Origin of the sequence: Nonomuraea sp. NPDC050733, assembly GCF_040654215.1 — a bacterium.
GTDB lineage: Bacteria > Actinomycetota > Actinomycetes > Streptosporangiales > Streptosporangiaceae > Nonomuraea.
Genome location: NZ_JBFAHO010000002.1, coordinates 459,644 through 477,504, shown reverse-complemented (window position 1 = coordinate 477,504; position 17,861 = coordinate 459,644). Strand labels below are relative to the sequence as shown.

General features: G+C 73.4%; 13 protein-coding genes. 5 read left to right on the top strand and 8 right to left on the bottom strand.

Going from position 1 to position 17,861, the window contains the following annotated elements; translation table 11 throughout:
* Nucleotides 1-121: 121 nt before the first annotated feature.
* Both AB0H64_RS05665 and AB0H64_RS05660 read right to left on the bottom strand, forming a co-directional pair.
* The gene (locus tag AB0H64_RS05665) at nucleotides 122-550 is read right to left on the bottom strand and encodes a DUF1707 domain-containing protein (RefSeq protein ID WP_357620450.1); all 429 of its coding nucleotides are present in this window, start codon (nucleotides 548-550) and stop codon (nucleotides 122-124) included.
* Nucleotides 551-598: 48 nt separating this feature from the next.
* Complete coding sequence (locus AB0H64_RS05660; RefSeq protein WP_357620448.1) at nucleotides 599-1,264, bottom strand: phosphotransferase; 666 nt, start codon at nucleotides 1,262-1,264, stop codon at nucleotides 599-601.
* Nucleotides 1,265-1,450: 186 nt separating this feature from the next.
* On the opposite strand from AB0H64_RS05660, the gene AB0H64_RS05655 reads away from it, so the two are divergent.
* Genes AB0H64_RS05655 through AB0H64_RS05635 form a run of 5 tightly spaced genes read left to right on the top strand, consistent with a single transcriptional unit; the run spans nucleotide 1,451 to nucleotide 12,956 of the window.
* Nucleotides 1,451-2,281: an ABC transporter ATP-binding protein gene (locus tag AB0H64_RS05655; RefSeq protein ID WP_357620446.1), complete on the top strand. Its 831-nt coding sequence runs from the start codon at nucleotides 1,451-1,453 to the stop codon at nucleotides 2,279-2,281.
* Nucleotides 2,271-3,089 carry an ABC transporter permease gene (locus AB0H64_RS05650; RefSeq protein ID WP_357620444.1) on the top strand — a complete coding sequence of 273 codons (819 nt, stop codon included), beginning with the start codon at nucleotides 2,271-2,273 and terminating at the stop codon, nucleotides 3,087-3,089. The genes AB0H64_RS05655 and AB0H64_RS05650 overlap by 11 nt, the downstream gene beginning before the upstream one ends.
* Nucleotides 3,090-3,149: 60 nt before the next feature.
* The gene (locus AB0H64_RS05645) at nucleotides 3,150-7,850 is read left to right on the top strand and encodes an SDR family NAD(P)-dependent oxidoreductase (protein WP_357620442.1); all 4,701 of its coding nucleotides are present in this window, start codon (nucleotides 3,150-3,152) and stop codon (nucleotides 7,848-7,850) included.
* Complete coding sequence (locus AB0H64_RS05640; protein ID WP_357620440.1) at nucleotides 7,847-11,788, top strand: SDR family NAD(P)-dependent oxidoreductase; 3,942 nt, start codon at nucleotides 7,847-7,849, stop codon at nucleotides 11,786-11,788. The genes AB0H64_RS05645 and AB0H64_RS05640 overlap by 4 nt, the downstream gene beginning before the upstream one ends.
* A gap of 7 nt (nucleotides 11,789-11,795) precedes the next feature.
* Entirely contained in the window at nucleotides 11,796-12,956 is a 1,161-nt protein-coding gene (locus AB0H64_RS05635) for an acyl-CoA dehydrogenase family protein (RefSeq protein WP_357620438.1), read from the top strand.
* Here AB0H64_RS05635 and AB0H64_RS05630 read toward each other — a convergent pair.
* From AB0H64_RS05630 to AB0H64_RS05605, 6 genes are read right to left on the bottom strand one after another with little or no spacing between them, the layout of a single operon-like run.
* On the bottom strand, nucleotides 12,919-13,593 hold the full coding sequence (locus tag AB0H64_RS05630) for a 4'-phosphopantetheinyl transferase superfamily protein (protein WP_357620436.1): 675 nt from the start codon (nucleotides 13,591-13,593) through the stop codon (nucleotides 12,919-12,921). The two genes, AB0H64_RS05635 and AB0H64_RS05630, sit on opposite strands and share 38 nt — an antisense overlap.
* A 53-nt stretch (nucleotides 13,594-13,646) precedes the next feature.
* Nucleotides 13,647-14,441, bottom strand: a complete 795-nt coding sequence (locus AB0H64_RS05625) for an alpha/beta fold hydrolase (protein ID WP_357620434.1) — start codon at nucleotides 14,439-14,441, stop codon at nucleotides 13,647-13,649.
* Nucleotides 14,438-15,526, bottom strand: a complete 1,089-nt coding sequence (locus AB0H64_RS05620) for an HAD-IIIC family phosphatase (RefSeq protein ID WP_357620432.1) — start codon at nucleotides 15,524-15,526, stop codon at nucleotides 14,438-14,440. The genes AB0H64_RS05625 and AB0H64_RS05620 overlap by 4 nt, the downstream gene beginning before the upstream one ends.
* On the bottom strand, nucleotides 15,523-16,698 hold the full coding sequence (locus AB0H64_RS05615; RefSeq protein WP_357620430.1) for an acyl-CoA dehydrogenase family protein: 1,176 nt from the start codon (nucleotides 16,696-16,698) through the stop codon (nucleotides 15,523-15,525). The genes AB0H64_RS05620 and AB0H64_RS05615 overlap by 4 nt, the downstream gene beginning before the upstream one ends.
* Nucleotides 16,695-16,946, bottom strand: coding sequence for an acyl carrier protein (locus AB0H64_RS05610; RefSeq protein ID WP_310713276.1), 252 nt, complete (start codon nucleotides 16,944-16,946; stop codon nucleotides 16,695-16,697). Before AB0H64_RS05610 ends, AB0H64_RS05615 begins: the two co-directional genes overlap by 4 nt.
* Before the next feature lie 19 nt (nucleotides 16,947-16,965).
* A complete protein-coding gene (locus AB0H64_RS05605; protein ID WP_357620428.1) occupies nucleotides 16,966-17,811 on the bottom strand; it encodes an FAD-dependent oxidoreductase in 846 nt (281 codons plus the stop codon).
* Between the last annotated feature and the right edge of the window lie 50 nt (nucleotides 17,812-17,861).

The following is a 17,861-nucleotide window of genomic DNA, read 5'->3' as shown; positions in this document are numbered from 1 at the left end:
GGTCCGGGCGCGTGGCGCGGGCGGGACGGGACTGCGAAGCCTGGTCCGCGCGGGCCCGGCCCCGTCCCGGAGCGGGACGGGGGTCGAGGGGTCGTGGGTTCACGGGTCGTGGGTCCAAGGGTCAGCCCGCCGACGGGGGCGCGGAGCGGCGGCGCAGGATCACCGTCAGGACGGTCAGGACGACCGCCGGCCCCACCAGGCCGCCGGGCGAGAACTCCACCGGGCAGGGGTCCGACAGCGCCTCCACCACCCAGCTCGCGACGCTCACGACCAGGGCCACGCCCCAGACGGCCCACGCCACCTTGAGCCAGCCGGGTAAGGAGGCCCGTCCAGGCGGCGGGCCGGCCGGTTCCGGAGCGGGCAGGCCGGGGTCCGGGAGGTCGGCGACCAGCTCGGCCAGGTCGCGGCGCGTCACGGACTGGTACGCGAGCCCGACCCGCTCGTCGAACTCGCCGAAGTCGAGGCAGCCCTCCTCCACCGCCACCCGCAGCCGCTCGGCGGCCGCCTCCCGGTCACCGTCGGAGGCCCGTACCTCGCGCCGCTCGTCCATCTGCCTGCCTTCCCGGGTGTCGCCTGTCGTGCTGCCCGTCCACTCGCCTCAGGGGGCCTCGCGGGCCAGGAAGCGGTCGATCGCCGCCCGCTCCTCCGCCGAGACGTTGCCGTCCGCGCCGCGCCGCTCGCCCATCACCCTGAGGTACGGCCGCGCGGCCTCGGTGTCCGCGCCGTCTCGGAAGCCCTCCAGCAGCCCCTCTCGCCCCGCCTCCACGGCCGGATCGCCCACCGGCGCGGCGGCCAGGATGAGCCAGGTGCAGGCGGTGTCCGCGCCCGGGGCGCCGCGCGCGGCGTTGGCCCAGTCGATGACCCGGGGCCCGTCGGCGGTGAGCAGGACGTTGGCCGGGTGCAGGTCGAGGTGGAGCAGCCGGTTGCCGGGGCAGCCGTCGGCGGCCTGGAGCCAGCCGGGGGCACGCACGGCGGCGAGCGCGCGCAGCAGGTCGCCGAGGAGACGCCCGTGGGCGGGCATCCGCTCCGGCCGCTCGGCCGCCTCCTGCCGCATGCTCGTCCCCTCGACGTGCTCCATCAGGATGTCGGGACCGTCGGCGTCGAAGACCCGGGGCACGGGGAAGCCGTTGCGCCAGGCGTGCCGCATGACCGACGCCTCACGTTCGAGGCTGCGGCCCTCGCGGGCGCGCCGGATGATCTTACCGGGCCCCGCCTGGAAGATGTCGCAGTCGTAGCCGGCTGCGATCAACGAGCCTACGTGCATATCAGTCAGATTAGACGGTCAAATGGATTACACGAAGCATCTTGTAATTGGCCGGTTTTGCCGGTCATTACTGGCCACCAGGCGTCGGGATATTCGTCGCTATCGTGCTAGGGAACATAGGTTTGCCGCACTTATCCGCCTAACTCCATCAATTCGTGGGGTGGCTGAGGAGGTGACACGTTGCTGGTGGCAACCGATCTCGTCAAACGGTACGGCACCATCCAGGCCCTGGACGGGTTCAGTCTGAGCGTGGCCGCCGGCGAGATCGTCGGGCTCGTCGGGCACAACGGCGCGGGGAAGTCGACCTTCGTCGAGATCGTGTCGTACCTGATCCGCCCCGACAGCGGTCACGTGACCATCGACGGCAGGCCGCCCTCGGCCACCCGTGGCGAGGTGGGCGTCGCACCCCAGCACATCGCCCTCTACCCGTCGGCCACCGTCCGCGAGCACCTGGAGCTGTACGGCAGGCTCGCCGGCCTGCGGCGGGTCGCGCTGCGCGACGCCGTCGAGGACATGAGCACCGTGCTGCGCCTCGGCGGCATCATGGACCGGCGGGCCGGCAAGCTCTCCGGCGGTCAGCAGCGCCGCACCCAGGCCGCCAGCGCGCTCGTCCACCGGCCGGCCCTGCTCCTGCTCGACGAGCCGACCGCGGGCGCCGACCTGGAGACCCGGCAGGCCATGCTCGACGTGGTCAAGCAGCGCGCGGGCGAGGGCGCGGCCGTCGTCTACACCACCCACTACCTGCCCGAGCTGACCGAGATGCGGGCCACGATCGCGGTGGCGCGCGGCGGCCGGGTCATCGCCCGGGGCACGTCCGAGGAGCTGCTGAAGGACCTGCCGGGCGAGGTGCGCGTGACCCTGTCCAACGAGGAGGAGGTCAGCGTCTCCACCTCGGAGCCCACCGTCACCCTGATCGACCTGCTGCGCCGCATCGACCGCCCGATCAGCGCGGTGGACGTGCGCAACCCGTCCCTGGACGACCTCTATCGCTCCCTGGCGGTCCACGATGCTCCTTGACTCGGCCTCCCGCGACTCGGCCCACCACGCGGAGTCGCCGCCCCGTACATCCCGCCTGCTGGACGCCGCGTACCGGATCGGCGCGCTGGCCCGGCACAACACCACCCTGCGCCTGCGCGACCCCGGGCAGATGATCAGCTACGTCGTCATGCCCATGGTGCTGATGCTGGTGCTGAAGCCCCTGTACGTGCGGGCCGTGGACGGCGGCGCCACACAGGTCGCGACGGGCCTGATGGTGATGTTCTCGGTGTTCGCCATCTCCCTGGTCGGCAACTCGATCCTGTCGGAGCGCACCTGGCGCACCTGGGACCGGCTGCGCGTCAGCAGGGCGCCGGCCGCGGAGCTGGTCGTCGGCAAGACCCTGCCGCTGTTCGTGGTGATGGTCGTCCAGCAGACGCTCCTGCTCGTCTACGGCTGTCTCGTCATCGGCCTGCCCGTGCCGCCCAACCCGGTGTACGTCCTGCTCGCCATCATGGTGTGGGCGTTCGCGCTGCTGGCGATCGGCGCGGCCCTGGCCGCCGTGGTGCGCAGCCACGGCGAGCTGAGCGTGATCTCGGACGTGGGCGCGCTGACACTCAGCTCGCTGGGCGGGGCGCTCGTACCGCTGAGTCTCATGCCCGAGTGGGCCCAGATCGCCGCCCACGTCTCACCCGGCTACTGGGCGCTGAGCATGATGCAGGCCGCCGTCCGCGGCGACGTGGCGGGCGCGCTGCCGTCCGCCGGTGTCCTGCTGGTGATCGGCCTGGTGGCCGGCGCCTTCGCCGCCCGCCGGCTCGCCCGCGGCTGGGGCCGCGGCGGGCCCATGTGACGCGCGGCGGACCCCCATGAAGCGAACGGCAAGGCAACTCCAGTGAAGAGGGGCACCTTGATGGATCAGCAAAATCCGGCCGGCGACGCCGACATCGCCATCATCGGCATGTCCGGCCGGTTCCCCGGCGCGGCCGACGTCGAGACGTTCTGGCGCAACATCAGCACCGGCGTCGAGTCGTTCACGAGGTTCACCGACGACGAGCTGATCAGCGCCGGCGTGAGCCCCGCCACCTTCCAGCAGCCGAACTACGTGCGCTCGCGCCCCATCCTGGACGACATCCGGGGCTTCGACGCCGGCTTCTTCGGCTACAACCCGCGCGAGGCGACGCTCGCCGACCCGCAGCAGCGCATCTTCCTGGAGTGCGTGTGGGAGGTCCTGGAGTCCGCCGGGTACGCGGCTCCCGAGGGCCGGGGCAGCGTGGGCGTGTTCGCCGGCATGAACATCAGCGGTTACCTGCTGACCCGGCTCAGGGCGTTCGAGATGGGCATCGACACCTCCGCCCTGATGATCGGCAACGACAAGGACTCGCTGGCCACGAACGTCTCCTTCCGCTTCGACCTGAACGGCCCGAGCCTGTCCGTGCAGACGTTCTGCTCCACCTCGCTGGTGGCCGTCCACCTGGCGAGCGAGAGTCTGCGGCGCGGCGAGTGCGACATGGCGATCGCCGGCGGCGTGTCCGTACGCATCCCCGACCGGATCGGCTACCTGTGGGAGGAGGGCGGCCAGGAGTCGCCCGACGGGCACGTGCGCACGTTCGACGCCGAGGGCCGGGGCAGCATGTTCGGCGACGGCGCCGCCGTGGTGGCGCTCAAGCGGCTGCCGGACGCGCTGGCCGACCGCGACACGGTGCTCGCCGTCATCCGCGGCTCGGCGATCAACAACGACGGCGCGATGAAGTTCAGCTACCTCGCGCCCAGCGTCGACGGCCAGCGCCGCTGCGTCTCCGCCGCCATCAAGCGGGCGGGGGTCGACCCCACGCAGATCTCGTACGTCGAGGCGCACGGCACCGCCACCGAGGTCGGCGACCCGATGGAGGTGGCCGCGCTGACCCGCGCCTTCGGCGCCACCCCGGACAAGCAGTACTGCCTGCTCGGCTCGATCAAGCCGAACGTCGGCCACCTCGACCGCGCCTCCGGCGTCACCGGCCTGATCAAGGTGGTCCAGTCGCTGCGCAAGGAGCTGATCCCCGGCACCCTGCACTACCGCTCCCCCAACCCCGAGATCGACTTCGACAACAGCCCGTTCCGCGTGACCGCCGAGCCCACCCCGTGGCCGCGCACCGGCGAGCGGCCCCGCATCGCGGGTGTCAGCTCGCTCGGCATGGGCGGCACGAACGCGCACGTCATCGTGACGGAGGCGCCCGCGCCCGAGCCACGCCGGCCGCGCTCGCGCCGCTGGCAGATCCTGCCTGTGTCGGCCCGCTCGGCCGAGGCCGCCGACCGCTCCCTCGCCCGGCTGGCCGAGCGCCTCACGGACGCCGCCGACGACCTGGGCGACGTCGCGTACACGCTCCAGGTGGGGCGCAAGGTGTTCAACCACCGCAGGTTCGTCGTCGCCGGCACCACCGAGGAGGCCGCGGCCCGCCTGGCCGACCCCGCCGCGGCGCTCGGCCGCAACGACGCGACCGTGGGCCGCAGGACCGGCTTCCTCATCGCCGGGGTCGGCGAGCAGTACCCGGGCATGGTCGCCGACCTGTACGCGGACGAGCCCGGCTTCCGCGCGGATGTCAACGAGTGCCTGGCCGTGCTCGGGCTGACCGAGGCCGCGCAGCTCTCGGACGTGTTCACCCCGGCCGAGCGGGGCGCCGCCGGCGGCGACCTCGCCCGGATGCTGGGCCGTGCCGAGCCCGCCGCGCCCGTCTCCACCACCGAGGCGCACCTCGTCCAGCCGGCCGTCTTCGTCGCCGAGTACGCGCTGGCCCGCCAACTCATCCGCTGGGGCGTCACCCCGGAGATCATGGTCGGCTACAGCCTGGGCGAGTACGTGGCCGCCTGCCTGGCCGGCGTGCTGTCGCTGCCCGACGCGCTGCGGCTGGTCGCCTACCGGGCCAAGCTCATCACCTCCCAGCCGGAGGGCGCGATGCTCGCCGTCTCGGCCGACGAGCGGCGGCTGCGGACCGTCCTCGGCGGCCTGTACGAGGAGGAGCTGGACATCGCCGTGCGCACCGGCTCCCAGACGGTCCTCGCCGGCCCAGCCGAGGCGGTCGAGGCCGCCATGGCCGTGCTGCGCGAGCTGAAGATCGGCCACCGGCGGCTGGAGACCACGCACGCCTTCCACTCGCGGATGCTCAAGCCGATCGCCGCCGAGCTGACCGCCTGGATCAGTGACAACGTCACGCTGAACCCGCCGGCCCTGCCGTACCTGAGCAACGTGACCGGCGAGCTCGCCACCGCCGAGGTCGTCACCGACCCCGGCTACTGGGCGCGGCACATGTGCGAGACCGTCGAGTTCGGCGCGGCGCTGGAGAAGGTGCTCGGCATCGCCGACCTCGCGCTCGCCGAGATCGGCCCCGGCCAGTCGCTGGGCGCGCTGACCCGCGGCCACCCCGCCTGCGACCGCGCGCAGTGGCCGCTCATCGTCACCACGCTGCCCGGCGCCAACGACCAGCAGGACACGGGCGCGGCGCTGGCCACCGCCGTCGGCCGGCTCTGGCTCACCGGCGTGGCGGTCGACTGGGCCGCCCTGCACGAGGACACCGGCTGGGCTCCCGGCCGCGTGCCGCTGCCCTCCTACCCGTTCGAGCACCAGGAGTACTGGCTGGAGATCGACGAGTCGGCCCTCGGCGGCGGCGCCAGCACGCCGGTGTTCGACGAGAGCGACCCGACGAGCATCGCCAAGGCGTACCCCCGGCTGCCCGACACCCGCTGGATCCACACGCCCGTGTGGCGGCAGACCACGCTCCGCCCGCCCCGCGCCGACGAGGCCGCCCGCTGGCTCGTCTACACCGCCGAGGGCGTCGCCGACGCCGTCGCCGCGCCGCTGCTCGCGCACCTGCGCGCGACCGGCCGCGAGGTGGTGACGGTCCGGCCCGGCGACGCGTTCTCCTCCGGCGAGGACGGCATCACGGTACGGCCCGGCTCGCCCGAGGACGCGCTGGCCGTGCTGCGCGAGCTGGCGGCGAGCGACCGGGTGCCCGACCGGGTCGTCCACCTGTGGTGCGCCGACCCCGACCAGCCCGCCGCCGAATGCCTCCAGCGCGGCCTGCACACGCTGGTCGGCTTCGCCAAGGCGGCCGGCGACCTCGGCCTGCCCGGCTGGTCGCTGGACATCGTCGCCAGCGGCGGCCAGAAGGTCCACCCCGGCGACCGGGTCGTGTCCTCCCGCGGCACGCTGCTCGGCCCGACGCGTCTGATCCCCGTCGAGTACCCGCGCGTCACCACCCGCCTCGTCGACGTGGACCCGGGCGACCTCAACGCCGGCGCGCTGCTGGCCGAGCTGCGCGCCGAACCGGCCGACCAGGTCGTCGCGCTGCGCGGCGGCGGGCGCTGGATCCCCGACTACGAGGTCCTCGACGCCTCCGTCATCGAGCAGTCCCCGCCCGTGGCGCAGGTCAGGCCCGGCGGCGCGTACCTGGTCACCGGCGGGCTCGGCGGCATCGGCCTGGCCATGGCCGAGCGGCTGGCGGAGCAGTTCCAGGCCCGGCTCGTCCTGCTGGGCCGCACCCCCGTGCCGCCCCGCGACCAGTGGGACGCGATCCTCGCCTCCGAGGGCACGGTCAGTGAGGTGCGCAGGCGCCTGGAGGGGCTGCGCCGGCTGGAGGCGGCGGGCGCCGAGGTCGTCACCGTCGCCGGCGACGTGTCCCGCGTCGAGGACGTGCGCCGCGCGGTCGGGGCCGCGCTCGACCGGTTCGGCGAGCTGAACGGCGTCGTGCACTGCGCGGGCGTGCCCGCGGTCGGGCTCATGCAGTTCAAGACCGCCGCCGACATCGAGCGCGTGCTCGCCCCCAAGGTCGGCGGCACGCTCGCGCTGGCCGAGGTGCTGCGGGACGTGCCGGTCGACTTCCTGGCGCTGTACTCGTCCACCACCTCGGCGACGGGCGGCGGCGCCGGCCAGGTCGACTACTGCGCGGCCAACGCCTTCCTCGACGCGTTCGCGCTCAGCGACGAGCTGCCCGGCGTGACCGTCACCTCCGTCGACTGGTGCGAGTGGACGTGGAACGGCTGGACCGACGGCCTGGAGAACTACGACGAGGGCTCCAAGCAGTACTTCACCTGGTACCGGGAGAACTTCGGCCTCACCTTCGACCAGGGCTGGCAGACGCTGCTGCGGGTGCTGGCCAGCGGCGAGAAGCACGTGGTGGCCTCCACGCAGGACTTCGCCCCGCTCGTCGCGATGAGCCGCAAGTCGTCCATCGAGAGCCACCAGGCGACGGTCAAGAAGATCCGCGACGCGTTCGGCCGGCACCCCAGGCCCGACCTGTCCACCGCGTACGTCGAGCCGCAGTCGCCCACCGAGGAGACCATCGCCGGCGTGTGGGCGGAGGCGCTCGGCCTGGAGCAGGTCGGCGTGCACGACAACTTCTTCGAGCTGGGCGGCAACTCGCTGCTCGGCATGGAGATCATCGCCGAGGTCAGGCGGGCGCTGGAGCTGGCCTACCTTCCGCCGCACATCCTCTACCAGGCGCCCACCATCGCCTCCCTGGCGGAGGCGGCCCGCGCCGGCCAGGAGCCGGAGGAGCAACCGGCCGACGCCCGTGACCAGCAGCGCTCCCGCATCGCCCAGCGCCGCACCATGCTCAAGAGCGGAAGGACGTCATGACCGAGACCGATTACGACTCCGCGGTCGCGCTGATCGGCATGTCCGGGCGTTTCCCGGGCGCCGCCAGCGTCGGCGAGCTGTGGGGCAACCTGCTCGCCGGCGTGAAGGGCCTGCGCGCGATCACCGACGAGGAGCTGCGGGAGGCCGGGGTCGAGCCGGGCAAGCTGGCCGACCCGCGCTACGTGCGCGTCGGCGGGCCGCTCGACGGGCTCGACCGCTTCGACGCGACGGTCTTCGGCATCAACCCGCGCGAGGCCGAGACCATGGACCCGCAGCACCGGCTGTTCCTGGAGTGCTCGTGGGAGGCGCTGGAGGCGGCCGGCTACTGCCCGACCGACGTGCCCGGCCAGGTCGCCGTCTTCGGCGGCTGCGGCTTCCCCGACTACATCGTGCAGAACATCCAGCACCTCACCACCCAGCCGGGCGGCGCGCTGCTCATGGCCGTGGGCAACGAGCGCGACTCGCTGGCCTCGCTGGTGTCGTACAAGCTGGGGCTGCGCGGGCCGGCGGTGTCGGTGCAGACGTTCTGCTCGACCTCGCTGGTGTCGGTGCACCTGGCGTGCCAGAGCCTGCTGACGTACGAGTGCGACATCGCCGTGGCGGGCGGCGCGTTCACGCCGCTGCCGCAGCCGTCCGGCTACCTGTACGAGCAGGGCGGCATCATGTCGCCCGACGGCCGGGTGCGCAGCTTCGACGCCGAGGCGAGCGGCACCGTGATGGGCAGCGGCGCGGGGGTGGTGGCGCTCAAGCGCATGTCGGACGCGCTGGCCGACGGCGACGTGATCCACGCGGTCATCCTGGGCTCGGCGGCCAACAACGACGGCCGGCTGCGGGCCGGCTACACCGCGCCGGGCGTGGACGGGCAGGCGGAGGTGATCGAGTCGGCGCTCGGCGTGGCCGGGGTCAAGCCGGACACGGTCGGGTACGTGGAGTGCCACGCCACCGGCACGATGCTGGGCGACTCGATCGAGCTGGCGGCGATGAACCGGGTGTTCGCGCAGACGCGGGAGACGCCGTGCGTGCTGGGCTCGGTGAAGCCGAGCCTGGGCCACCTCGACCGCGCCTCCGGGGTGACCGGCCTGATGCGGGCCGCGATGACGCTGAAGCACGAGCTGCTGCCCGGCACCCCCGGCTACGAGACGCCGAACCCGGCGCTGGCCGGCGCGCAGGACCGGTTCACGGTGCTGACGGAGAACCGGCCGTGGACGGCGGGGCCGCATCCGCGCCGGGCCGGGGTGAGCTCGTTCGGGCTCGGCGGCACGAACGCGCACGTGGTGCTGGAGCAGGCGCCGCCCCGCCCGGCGCGGCCGGCGCGGCCGGGCCCGCACCTGCTGGTGCTCTCGGCGGCCGACGAGCAGGCTCTCACGGACGCGACCGAGCGGCTGCGCGCGCACCTCGCGGAGGAGGCGGGCGTGGAGGAGGGGGGCGTGGAGGAGGGAGGCGAGGACGTCGCGGACGTGGCGTTCACGCTCCAGGTGTCGCGGGGCGGCTTCGCGCTGCGGCGCGCGGTGGTGTGCCGTGACCGCGCCGACGCGGTGGCGGCGCTCGGCGACCCGTCGCGGTGGATCGGCGGCAAGACGCAGCGGCGCAACCCGAAGGTACGGCTGAGCGTCCCGGACGCCGGGGCGCCGGCCGCGTGGTGGGCGGAGCTGCGGGCCGCCGTGGACACGGTCCTGCGGCCGGGCGCGGGCGGTGAGAAGGTCCTGCCGCCGGGCTCCACCGGGCTTCAGGCGACGGGCGGGGACCGCGAGCAGGCGGTGGCCGCGCTGGCCGACGGGCTGGGCGGCGTCGGCGTGCACGTGGTGAAGGGCGAGCCGTCCGGACCGGCCACCGGGCAGGGCTCCGGGCCGGTCCCGGGGCAGGTCTCCGGGCAGGTCGAGGAAGTCGTGGTCGCGCCGGACGGTGACACCCCGGCCGCCGAGTGGCTGCTGGCCACGGTCGCGCGGCTGTGGCTGGCGGGCGCCGCCGTCGACTGGCCGGCGCTGCACGGCGGCCGGGGCCGCCGCGTGGAGCTGCCCACGTACCCGTTCCAGCGGCGCAGGTTCTGGATCAAGCCGAACCCGGCGGCGCAGGCCCAGGGGCAGCAGCAGGGCCCCGGGAAGAGCTTCGACCGCGGCCGGTGGACGTACCTGCCGACCTGGCGGCCGCACCCGCTGCCCCTCGCCGGCCTCGACGAGCGGCTGCGCCTGGCGGGCCCGTGGCTGGTGCTCGCCGGCGAGGAGCGGGGCGAGGCGCTGGTGGAGCGGCTCACGCGGGCGGGCGCCGAGGTGACGGCCGTGCGCGCGGGCGACCGGTTCGGCCAGGACGACAACGGTGACTTCACGATCCGGCCGGGCAAGGCCGACGACGTGGCGGAGTTGTTCTACTCGCTGGTGGCCGCGCCGCGCGCCATCGTCCACGGCTTCAGCCTGGCGAGCCCCGAGGCGGGGCCCGAGGCGGACCCGGTGGAGCACTTCACCGCCGAGCAGGCGCGCGGCTTCTACTCCGCGCTGGCCCTCGCGCGGGAGCTGGTCGACAACACCGGGTCGGCGCCCCGTGCCGAGCTGGTGCTGCTCACCTCGCACGCGGTGAGCGTGTCCGGCGCCGACCTGCGCCATCCGGAGCACTCCACGCTCGCCGCCCTCGCGCCCAGCCTCCAGCAGGAGAACCCGCGGCTGCGCTGCCGGCACGTGGACGTCGACAGCGTCTCCGACCCGGGCCGGGAGGCGCTGGCCGAGCAGGTGCTGGCCGCTGCGGTCTGCCCGCATGAGGGGCCGGTGGCGCTGCGCGCGGGCGAGACGTGGCTGCGGGACTACCGGCAGTACCCGGTGGAGGAGCCCGGCCCGGACGAGCGCGGCTTCCGCGACGGCGACACCGTGCTCGTCACCGGCGGTCTCGGCGACGTCGGCCTGGTGCTCGCGCGGCACCTGGCGAGCACGTACGGCTGCCGGCTGGTGCTGACGGCCCGCTCGGCGCTGCCGCCGCGCGAGGAGTGGGACGCGTTCCTCGCGGCGGCCCCGCCAGGGGCGGAGCGCACGGTCCGGCACATCCGCAACATCCGCGACCTGGAGAGCCGGGGCGCGACGGTGCTCGCCCTGTCGGCCGACGTGGCCGACGAGGAGGCGATGCGCGCCGTCGTGGCGGAGGCCGTGAGCCGGTTCGGCGGGATCGACGTGGTCGTCCACGGGGCGGGCGTGCAGGACGGCGCGTACTTCAACTTCGCGCACCTGATGGACCGGCAGCAGTGCGACGCGCACCTGGCGGCCAAGGTCACCGGCTTCCACGTGCTGCAGAAGGTGCTCGGCGAGCGCTGCCCGGACCGGCGCATCACGCTGTCGTCCATCGCGGCCGTGCTGGGCGGCATGACGCTCGCGCCGTACGCGGCGGCCAACGCGGCGCTGGACGCGTACGTCCGCGCGGCCCGCACGGCGGGCGCCGGCCGGTGGGTGACCGTCGACTGGGACACCTGGAACATCGATCCCGACCGGGTGGCCGGGCACAGCGGCGCGGTGATCGACTACGCGATGACCCCGGCCGAGGGCGTGGACGTGCTGGAGCGGGCGCTGTCGGCGGCCGACCGGGCCGGGCACTTCGTGATCTCGACCGGCCCGCTGGAGGCGCGGCTGGCGCAGTGGGTCACCGGCGACATCCACGAGGCCGGAGACGATGACGACGACCAGGAGCGGCATCCGCGGCCGGAGCTGAACAACGCGTACGTGGAGCCGCGCGAGGGCACCGAGGCGACGCTGGCCGCGATCTGGTCGCGGGTGCTCGGCATCGAGCCGATCGGCGCGCTGGACAACTTCTTCGAGCTGGGCGGTCACTCGCTGCTCGCGATCGAGCTCACCACCCGGGTCCGCAAGCAGCTGAACGCGTCCGTGCCGGTCACCGGCCTGCTGGAGTGCCCGACGGTGCGCCAGCTCGCCGAGCTTCTGGACACGCGCGACGGGCAGGAGTGAGGAGCCGATGAAACAGCCCGAGTACCTGCGCGCCGTCCAGGGCTTCGCCCGGCGCGAGCTGTCCGGGAACGACGCCTACCTCGACTCGCTGGCCGAGGCGCCGCTGCCCCTCTACGCGCGGTTCGCGGAGACGGGGCTGGCCAACTGGTGGCTGCCCAAGGAACACGGCGGGCTCGGCCTCGGGCTGGAGGAGAGCGTCCGCATCACCAGCGAGCTGGCCTACGCCGACGCCGGGGTGGCGTTCACGCTGTTCATCCCGGTGCTGACGACGAGCATGGTCGCCTGGTACGGCTCGGAGGAGCTGAGGGAGCGGTATCTCGGCCGGCTGGTGGCGGAGAACGGCTTCGCCGCCACGCTCGGCAGCGAGCACGCGGCCGGCAGCGAGCTGGCCCGCATGACGACGACCGCGCGGGTCGAGGGGGACACGGTCGTCCTCGACGGGCAGAAGGCGTTCTCCACGAACACGGACTTCGCCCAGTTCCTCGTGGTGGTCGCGCGCAGCCAGGAGGACCCGTCGGGCTACCTGGCGGTGCTCGTGCCGCGTGACACGCCGGGCGTCACCGTGGACAGGCGGTGGGACGTCATCGGGCTGCGCTCGTCGGCCACGTACCAGGTGTCGCTGTCGGGGGTGCGCGTGCCGGCGGCGAACGTGCTGCGCGGCAACGGGCTGCGCCTGCTGGAGGTGGGCCTGAACGCCAGCCGCATCCTCATCGCCACCACGGCCCTCGGCGTGGCCCGCCGGATCCGGGACGTGTGCATGGAGTACGGCAAGTCGAAGTCGGTGAAGGGGGCGCCGCTGACGGGCAACGCGGTGTTCGCCTCCCGGCTGGGGCAGTTCGAGATGCAGATCGAGGTGATGACCAACCAGTGCCTGGCCGCGGCGCGGGCGTACGACGCGATCGCGGCCCGGCCGGACGCGGGCGAGGAGTTCCTGCGCACGGGCACGCTGAAGCAGGCGCTGACGACGAAGATGTTCTGCGGGCAGACCGGCTGGCAGATCGCCTCGACGGCGTCGGAGATGTTCGGCGGGCTCGGCTACACGCACGAGTCGGTCATCGGCAAGCTGACGCGCGACATGCGGTACGTGTCGATCGTGGAGGGCGGCGACGACGTGCTGCGGGACCTGGTGTTCAGCCGGTACGTGGTGCCGGTGTCGAAGCGGTCGTGACCAGGGCGGCGGCGTAGCCGGGGGCCACGTCGAGCCACCGCACCGGCCACCCCTCACGCGGGGAGCGGGACGAGACCGTCCCGCTCCCCGTTCCCGTGTCGCGCACCAGGCAGGAGCGCAGGCCGGCGAGCCCGGCTCCGGTGGCCTTGACGTACGCCTCCTTGGCGGTCCACAGCCGGAAGTACTCCTCCAGACCGCGCTCGCGCACCCGCTCGGCCTCCTCCGGCTGGTACATGCGCCGGGCCAGCTCCACGTGGTCGAGGTCGGCGCGGACGCGCTCGACGTCCACGCCCACCCGCGTGCCGGGCGCCGCCACGGCGACCAGGGCCCAGCCGCCGGAGTGCGACAGGTTGAAGTCGGGCCCTCCGTCGCCGGGCTCCAGGCACGGCCGGCCGGACGCCTCGGCGGTGAGCCGGACGCGTCCCGGCGGCAGGCCGCACAGCTCGCCCAGCACGGACCGCAGCGCGGCGTGCGCCACCACGTACCGGCGGCGCTCCCCCGCGTCGGCGAAGCGGCCCGCCCGGTCCCGCTCGGCGGCGGACAGCCAGTCCCGCCACTCCGCCCGCTCGGGCCGGTCGAGCCGCACCTTCCACACCTCCGGCCACACCTCCGGCCGGGTCGCTGGCCCGTCCTCCACACGCGGACGGTGCGGGAGTGGCCGCCACTCCCGCACCGTCACCGGGCCGACCGTCACACCCACGGCCGCAGCGCCTCCGCCAGGATCCGGTGGGTCCGCTGCGCCTGCTCGAACACCGCGAAGTGCCCGCCGTCGAACCCGTGCAGCGTGAACTCGCGGGCTGTCTGGTCCAGCCATCTGGCCAGCTTCACCGGCGACACCCGCGGGTCGGTCTCCCCGCACAGCGCCGAGACGGGCACGTCGAGCGGCGGCTCGTCCTGGTAGACGTACGTCTCCTTGACGGTGAAGTCGGCCTGCACCGACGGGAGCACCATGTCGAGCGCCTCCGGGTCGGCCAGCAGCCACTCCGGTGTCCCGCCGAGCGCGCGCAGCAGGTGCACCAGCTCGGGCCTGCTCATCCGGCCGACCGGCGGCCCCGGCTCCTCGGTGACGTGCGGGGCGTCGGAGCCGGACACGAACAGGTGCACCGGCTCGGGACCACCCCGCCGCCGGATCTCCCGGACCAGCTCGAACGCCACGATCGCGCCCAGGCTGTGCCCGTACAGGGTGTACCTGCGGCCGGCCGCCGACAGCTCCACGTCGGCGAGCACGACGTCCGCGAGGTCCGACACCAGCGGCTCCATCCGCAGGTACGGCGGCTCCTTGTGCCGGGCCTCCCGTCCGGGCGGCTGCACCGGCTGCACCGCGACGCCGGGCAGCTTGCGCTGCCACACCCGGAAGGCCGAGGCGGCCCCGCCCGCGTGCGGCAGGCAGTACATCGGCAGCGCGCCCGGCTCGGCGCCGGTCTGCGTGCGGAACGGCAGCCAGCGCGCCAGCGTCTCGTCGCTCAGCAGCTCGCCGACGGTCATGCCGCCCTCACCTCCAGCCGCACGTACGACGGGGGCGGCTGGAGCGTGCTCAGGTCGGCCTGCAGCACCACGTGGGCGCCGTTCCTCTCGGCCTCCCTGAAGCCGGCGAACGCGTACGTCACCTGCATCATGCGGTTGCGGCCGGTCTCCACGAAGTCGGCGCGCAACGCCACGCCGGCCTCGGCGGCCAGCCGCATGATGTGGTTGAGCAGCACCATGCCGACGCCGCGCGACATCACCCGGCACGACATGAGCATCATGTTGAGCCGCCAGGTGTCCTCGCCCTTCTCCACCAGCGCCAGGCCGATCTTGCCGTAGCTGCCGAACCGGTCGGTGAGCGAGGCCACCAGCAGCAGGTGGTCGTCGGACTCGCGCAGCTCGTCCAGCTCGTCGTAGGAGTACGTGCGGCCGGTCGAGTTGAGCTGGTTGGTGCGGACGGTGAGCTCCTCGGCCCGCTGGAGGTCCTCGCGGGCGGCCGGGGCGATGGTGAACTCCATCTCCAGGCCGGCCAGGAACTCCTCGTTGGTGCCGACGAACTCCTCCTCCAGCTCGTCGCGGGCGATCTGCCCCCGGTACATGTGGCGCCGCTGCGCCGACTCGTCGGTGACGAACCGCGGCTGGAACTCCGGCCGGGCCAGCGCCTCCTCCAGGTCGAGGATGTCGACGCAGGTGACCTCCGGCACGCCGTGCGCCACCTCGGACCGCTCGAACTCCTGGTCGTCGACGAACGCGAACGCGTCCAGGCCCAGGTTGAGCGCCTTGGCGATGTTCCGGATCGACTCCGACTTGGGGTTCCAGCCGATCTGCGGGTGGAGGAACATCTCCTCCAGGCCGAGGGCGCGCAGCTTGGCCAGCGCGGTGTCCCGGTCGTTCTTGCTGGCCACGGAGTGCAGGATGCCCTTGCGGTCCAGCTCGTGGATGCGCTCGACGACGGCCGGGCGCACGGTCACCTCGCCGTCCTCCAGCAGCACGCCGTTCCAGAGGGTGTTGTCGAGGTCCCACACGATGCACTTGATGCGGCCCTGCACCGGCTTCCGTGGAAGCAGGGCGACGCCGGCGTCCGGGCTCTCGGCGGTCACGCTCATCCGGTCTTCTCCCGATCGGCCTGGCCAGCGATGGTCATCCGCTGGATCTCGTTGCTGCCTTCGATGATCTCCATCACCTTGGCGTCCCTGTAGTAGCGGGCCACGGGGTAGTCGGTGCTGCACCCGTTGGCGCCGTGGATCTGCACGGCCTCGGAGGCGTGCCGGGCGGCGGCGGTGGAGGCGAAGTACTTCGCCACCCACGTCGCCATGATCGTGGACGCCTCGCCGGCGTCCTTGAGGCGGCCGGCCTCGGCCAGCAGCAGCCGGGCCGCCCGCGCGTCGGTCACCATGTCGGAGAGCTTGGCCTGGATGAGCGGCAGCTTCGCCAGGGGCGTGCCGCCCACCTCGCGGCTCGCGGCGTAGGAGGCCGACGCCTCCAGGCACGCCTGGACGATGCCGACCGACCCGGCCGCCACGCTGTAGCGGCCGAGGTCGAGGGTGCCGGTGAGCACCATGCCGGCGGTGAAGCCGCTCGGGCCGAGCAGCGCGTCCCGGTCGAGGGCGACGTCGGTGAAGCTGATCTCGGCGAGCATGGAGGCGCGGGTGCCGAGCATGTCGTCGATCGGCCGCACCTCCACGCCCGGCGTGTCCCTCGGCACGAGGAACGCGCCGATGCTGGACGCGGTGCGGGCGAACACGAGGAACACGTCCGCCCGCTGACCGCCGGTCGTCCACTTCTTGACGCCGTTGAGCACCCAGCCGCCGCCGGACTCGGCGGCGGTCGTGGTGATGCCGGAGGTGTCGCTGCCGGCGCCCGGCTCGGAAAGGCAGAACGCGCCCAGGCTGTCGCCGGCGGCGAACGCGGGCGTCCACCGCTCGCGCTGCGCCGGGCTGCCCCACCGCTGCACGGTCCACGCCGCCATGGTGTGGACCGTGAGCAGGCTGCGCAGCGACGAGCAGCCGCGGCCCACCTCCTCGTGGACCGCGCCGAGCGTCACCCAGTCCATCCCGGCGCCGCCCGCCGCGGCCGGCAGGAACGGCGCCCACAGCCCCGCCTCCGCCACCCGCCGCAGCAGCTCCTCGGGCACGCGTCCCGCCCGGTCGTAGGCGTCGGCGTACGGCATCACGTGGGTGTCGACGAACGCCCGCGCGGTGCTCCGGTCGGTGACCCGCCCCACCGGCGGCGAAGCCGGTGGAGCGGCGGCGGGCGGCGCCACGCCGGTGACCGTCACGCGACGGCCGGCTCGGCCACGAGCCGGCTCACCAGCTCGGACATGGCGGTCGCGGTGCGGAAGTTGTCGATCCGCAGCTCCTCGTTCGGGATGGTCACGCCGAACGTCTTCTCGACGAACATCACCAGCTCCATCGCGAACAGCGAGTTCACGAAGCCGAGCGCGAAGATGTCCTGTGACTCGGTGATCTCCGCCTGCGGGTACCTGTCGCGGACGAAGCCGAGGATCTGGCCCTGGGTGTCGGTCATCGAATGGCTCCTTCAGTCGTTACTGGGCGTAGGTGTAAAAGCCGCGGCCGGACTTGCGGCCGTGCAGCCCGGCGTCGGTCATCTGCTTGAGCAGCGGGCAGGGGCGGTACTTGCTGTCGGCGTAGTGCTCGTAGAGCACCTCGACGCTGTAGAGGATCGTGTCGACGCCGATCAGGTCGGCGGTCTCCAGCGGGCCCATCGGGTGGCCGAAGCAGCTCCGGAAGACCTCGTCCACCGACTCGGCGTCGGCCACGCCCTCGTGCACGAGGTATGCGGCCTCGTTGACGGTGAGCATCAGCACCCGGTTGGAGATGAAGCCGCAGGAGTCCTTGACGTCCACGGCCTTCTTGCCCATGGCGCTCAGCAGGTCCCGGGTGCGCTGGATCGTCTCCGGCGAGGTGTGGAAGCCGGGGATCAGCTCCACGGCGGGCTTGGCCGGGACGGGGTTCATGAAGTGGACGCCGATCACCTTGTCGGGCCGCCCCGTGACGGCGCCGACCTTGGTGATGGGGATGGCGGAGGTGTTGACGACGAACACGGTGTCCGGGCCGCACTCGCGGTCCAGCGCCTCGTACACCTCCCGCTTGACGTCCCAGTTCTCGGTCACGTTCTCGATGACCACGTCCGCCTTGGCCGCGCCCGCGACGCCGACGGACGTGGAGATCCTGGACAGCACCTCGTCCGGGTCCAGGGCGGGGCCGCCCATGAGCCGGCTCATCCGGGTGTTGCGGGTGATGGTGGCCAGCGCGTCCGCCAGGATCTGCTCATCCTTGTCGACCAGCACCACGTCGTGTCCCGTCTGGGCGAGGTTCTGGGCGACTCCGACTCCCATGACGCCGGCGCCGATAACCCCGATAACGGTCATGTCCGCTCCGTTCCGCTCATCGTTGGTCTTTCATCCCTTGTCGGTCTTCT

What these genes read in the sequence shown, in the direction of transcription:
- AB0H64_RS05640 (WP_357620440.1), top strand. Translation starts at nt 7,847, where the DNA reads ATGACCGAGACCGATTACGACTCCGCGGTCGCGCTGATCGGCATGTCC.
- AB0H64_RS05635 (WP_357620438.1), top strand. Translation starts at nt 11,796, where the DNA reads ATGAAACAGCCCGAGTACCTGCGCGCCGTCCAGGGCTTCGCCCGGCGC.
- AB0H64_RS05605 (WP_357620428.1), bottom strand. Translation starts at nt 17,811, where the DNA reads ATGACCGTTATCGGGGTTATCGGCGCCGGCGTCATGGGAGTCGGAGTC.
- AB0H64_RS05620 (WP_357620432.1), bottom strand. Translation starts at nt 15,526, where the DNA reads ATGAGCGTGACCGCCGAGAGCCCGGACGCCGGCGTCGCCCTGCTTCCA.
- AB0H64_RS05650 (WP_357620444.1), top strand. Translation starts at nt 2,271, where the DNA reads ATGCTCCTTGACTCGGCCTCCCGCGACTCGGCCCACCACGCGGAGTCG.
- AB0H64_RS05660 (WP_357620448.1), bottom strand. Translation starts at nt 1,264, where the DNA reads ATGCACGTAGGCTCGTTGATCGCAGCCGGCTACGACTGCGACATCTTC.
- AB0H64_RS05665 (WP_357620450.1), bottom strand. Translation starts at nt 550, where the DNA reads ATGGACGAGCGGCGCGAGGTACGGGCCTCCGACGGTGACCGGGAGGCG.
- AB0H64_RS05610 (WP_310713276.1), bottom strand. Translation starts at nt 16,946, where the DNA reads ATGACCGACACCCAGGGCCAGATCCTCGGCTTCGTCCGCGACAGGTAC.
- AB0H64_RS05625 (WP_357620434.1), bottom strand. Translation starts at nt 14,441, where the DNA reads ATGACCGTCGGCGAGCTGCTGAGCGACGAGACGCTGGCGCGCTGGCTG.
- AB0H64_RS05645 (WP_357620442.1), top strand. Translation starts at nt 3,150, where the DNA reads ATGGATCAGCAAAATCCGGCCGGCGACGCCGACATCGCCATCATCGGC.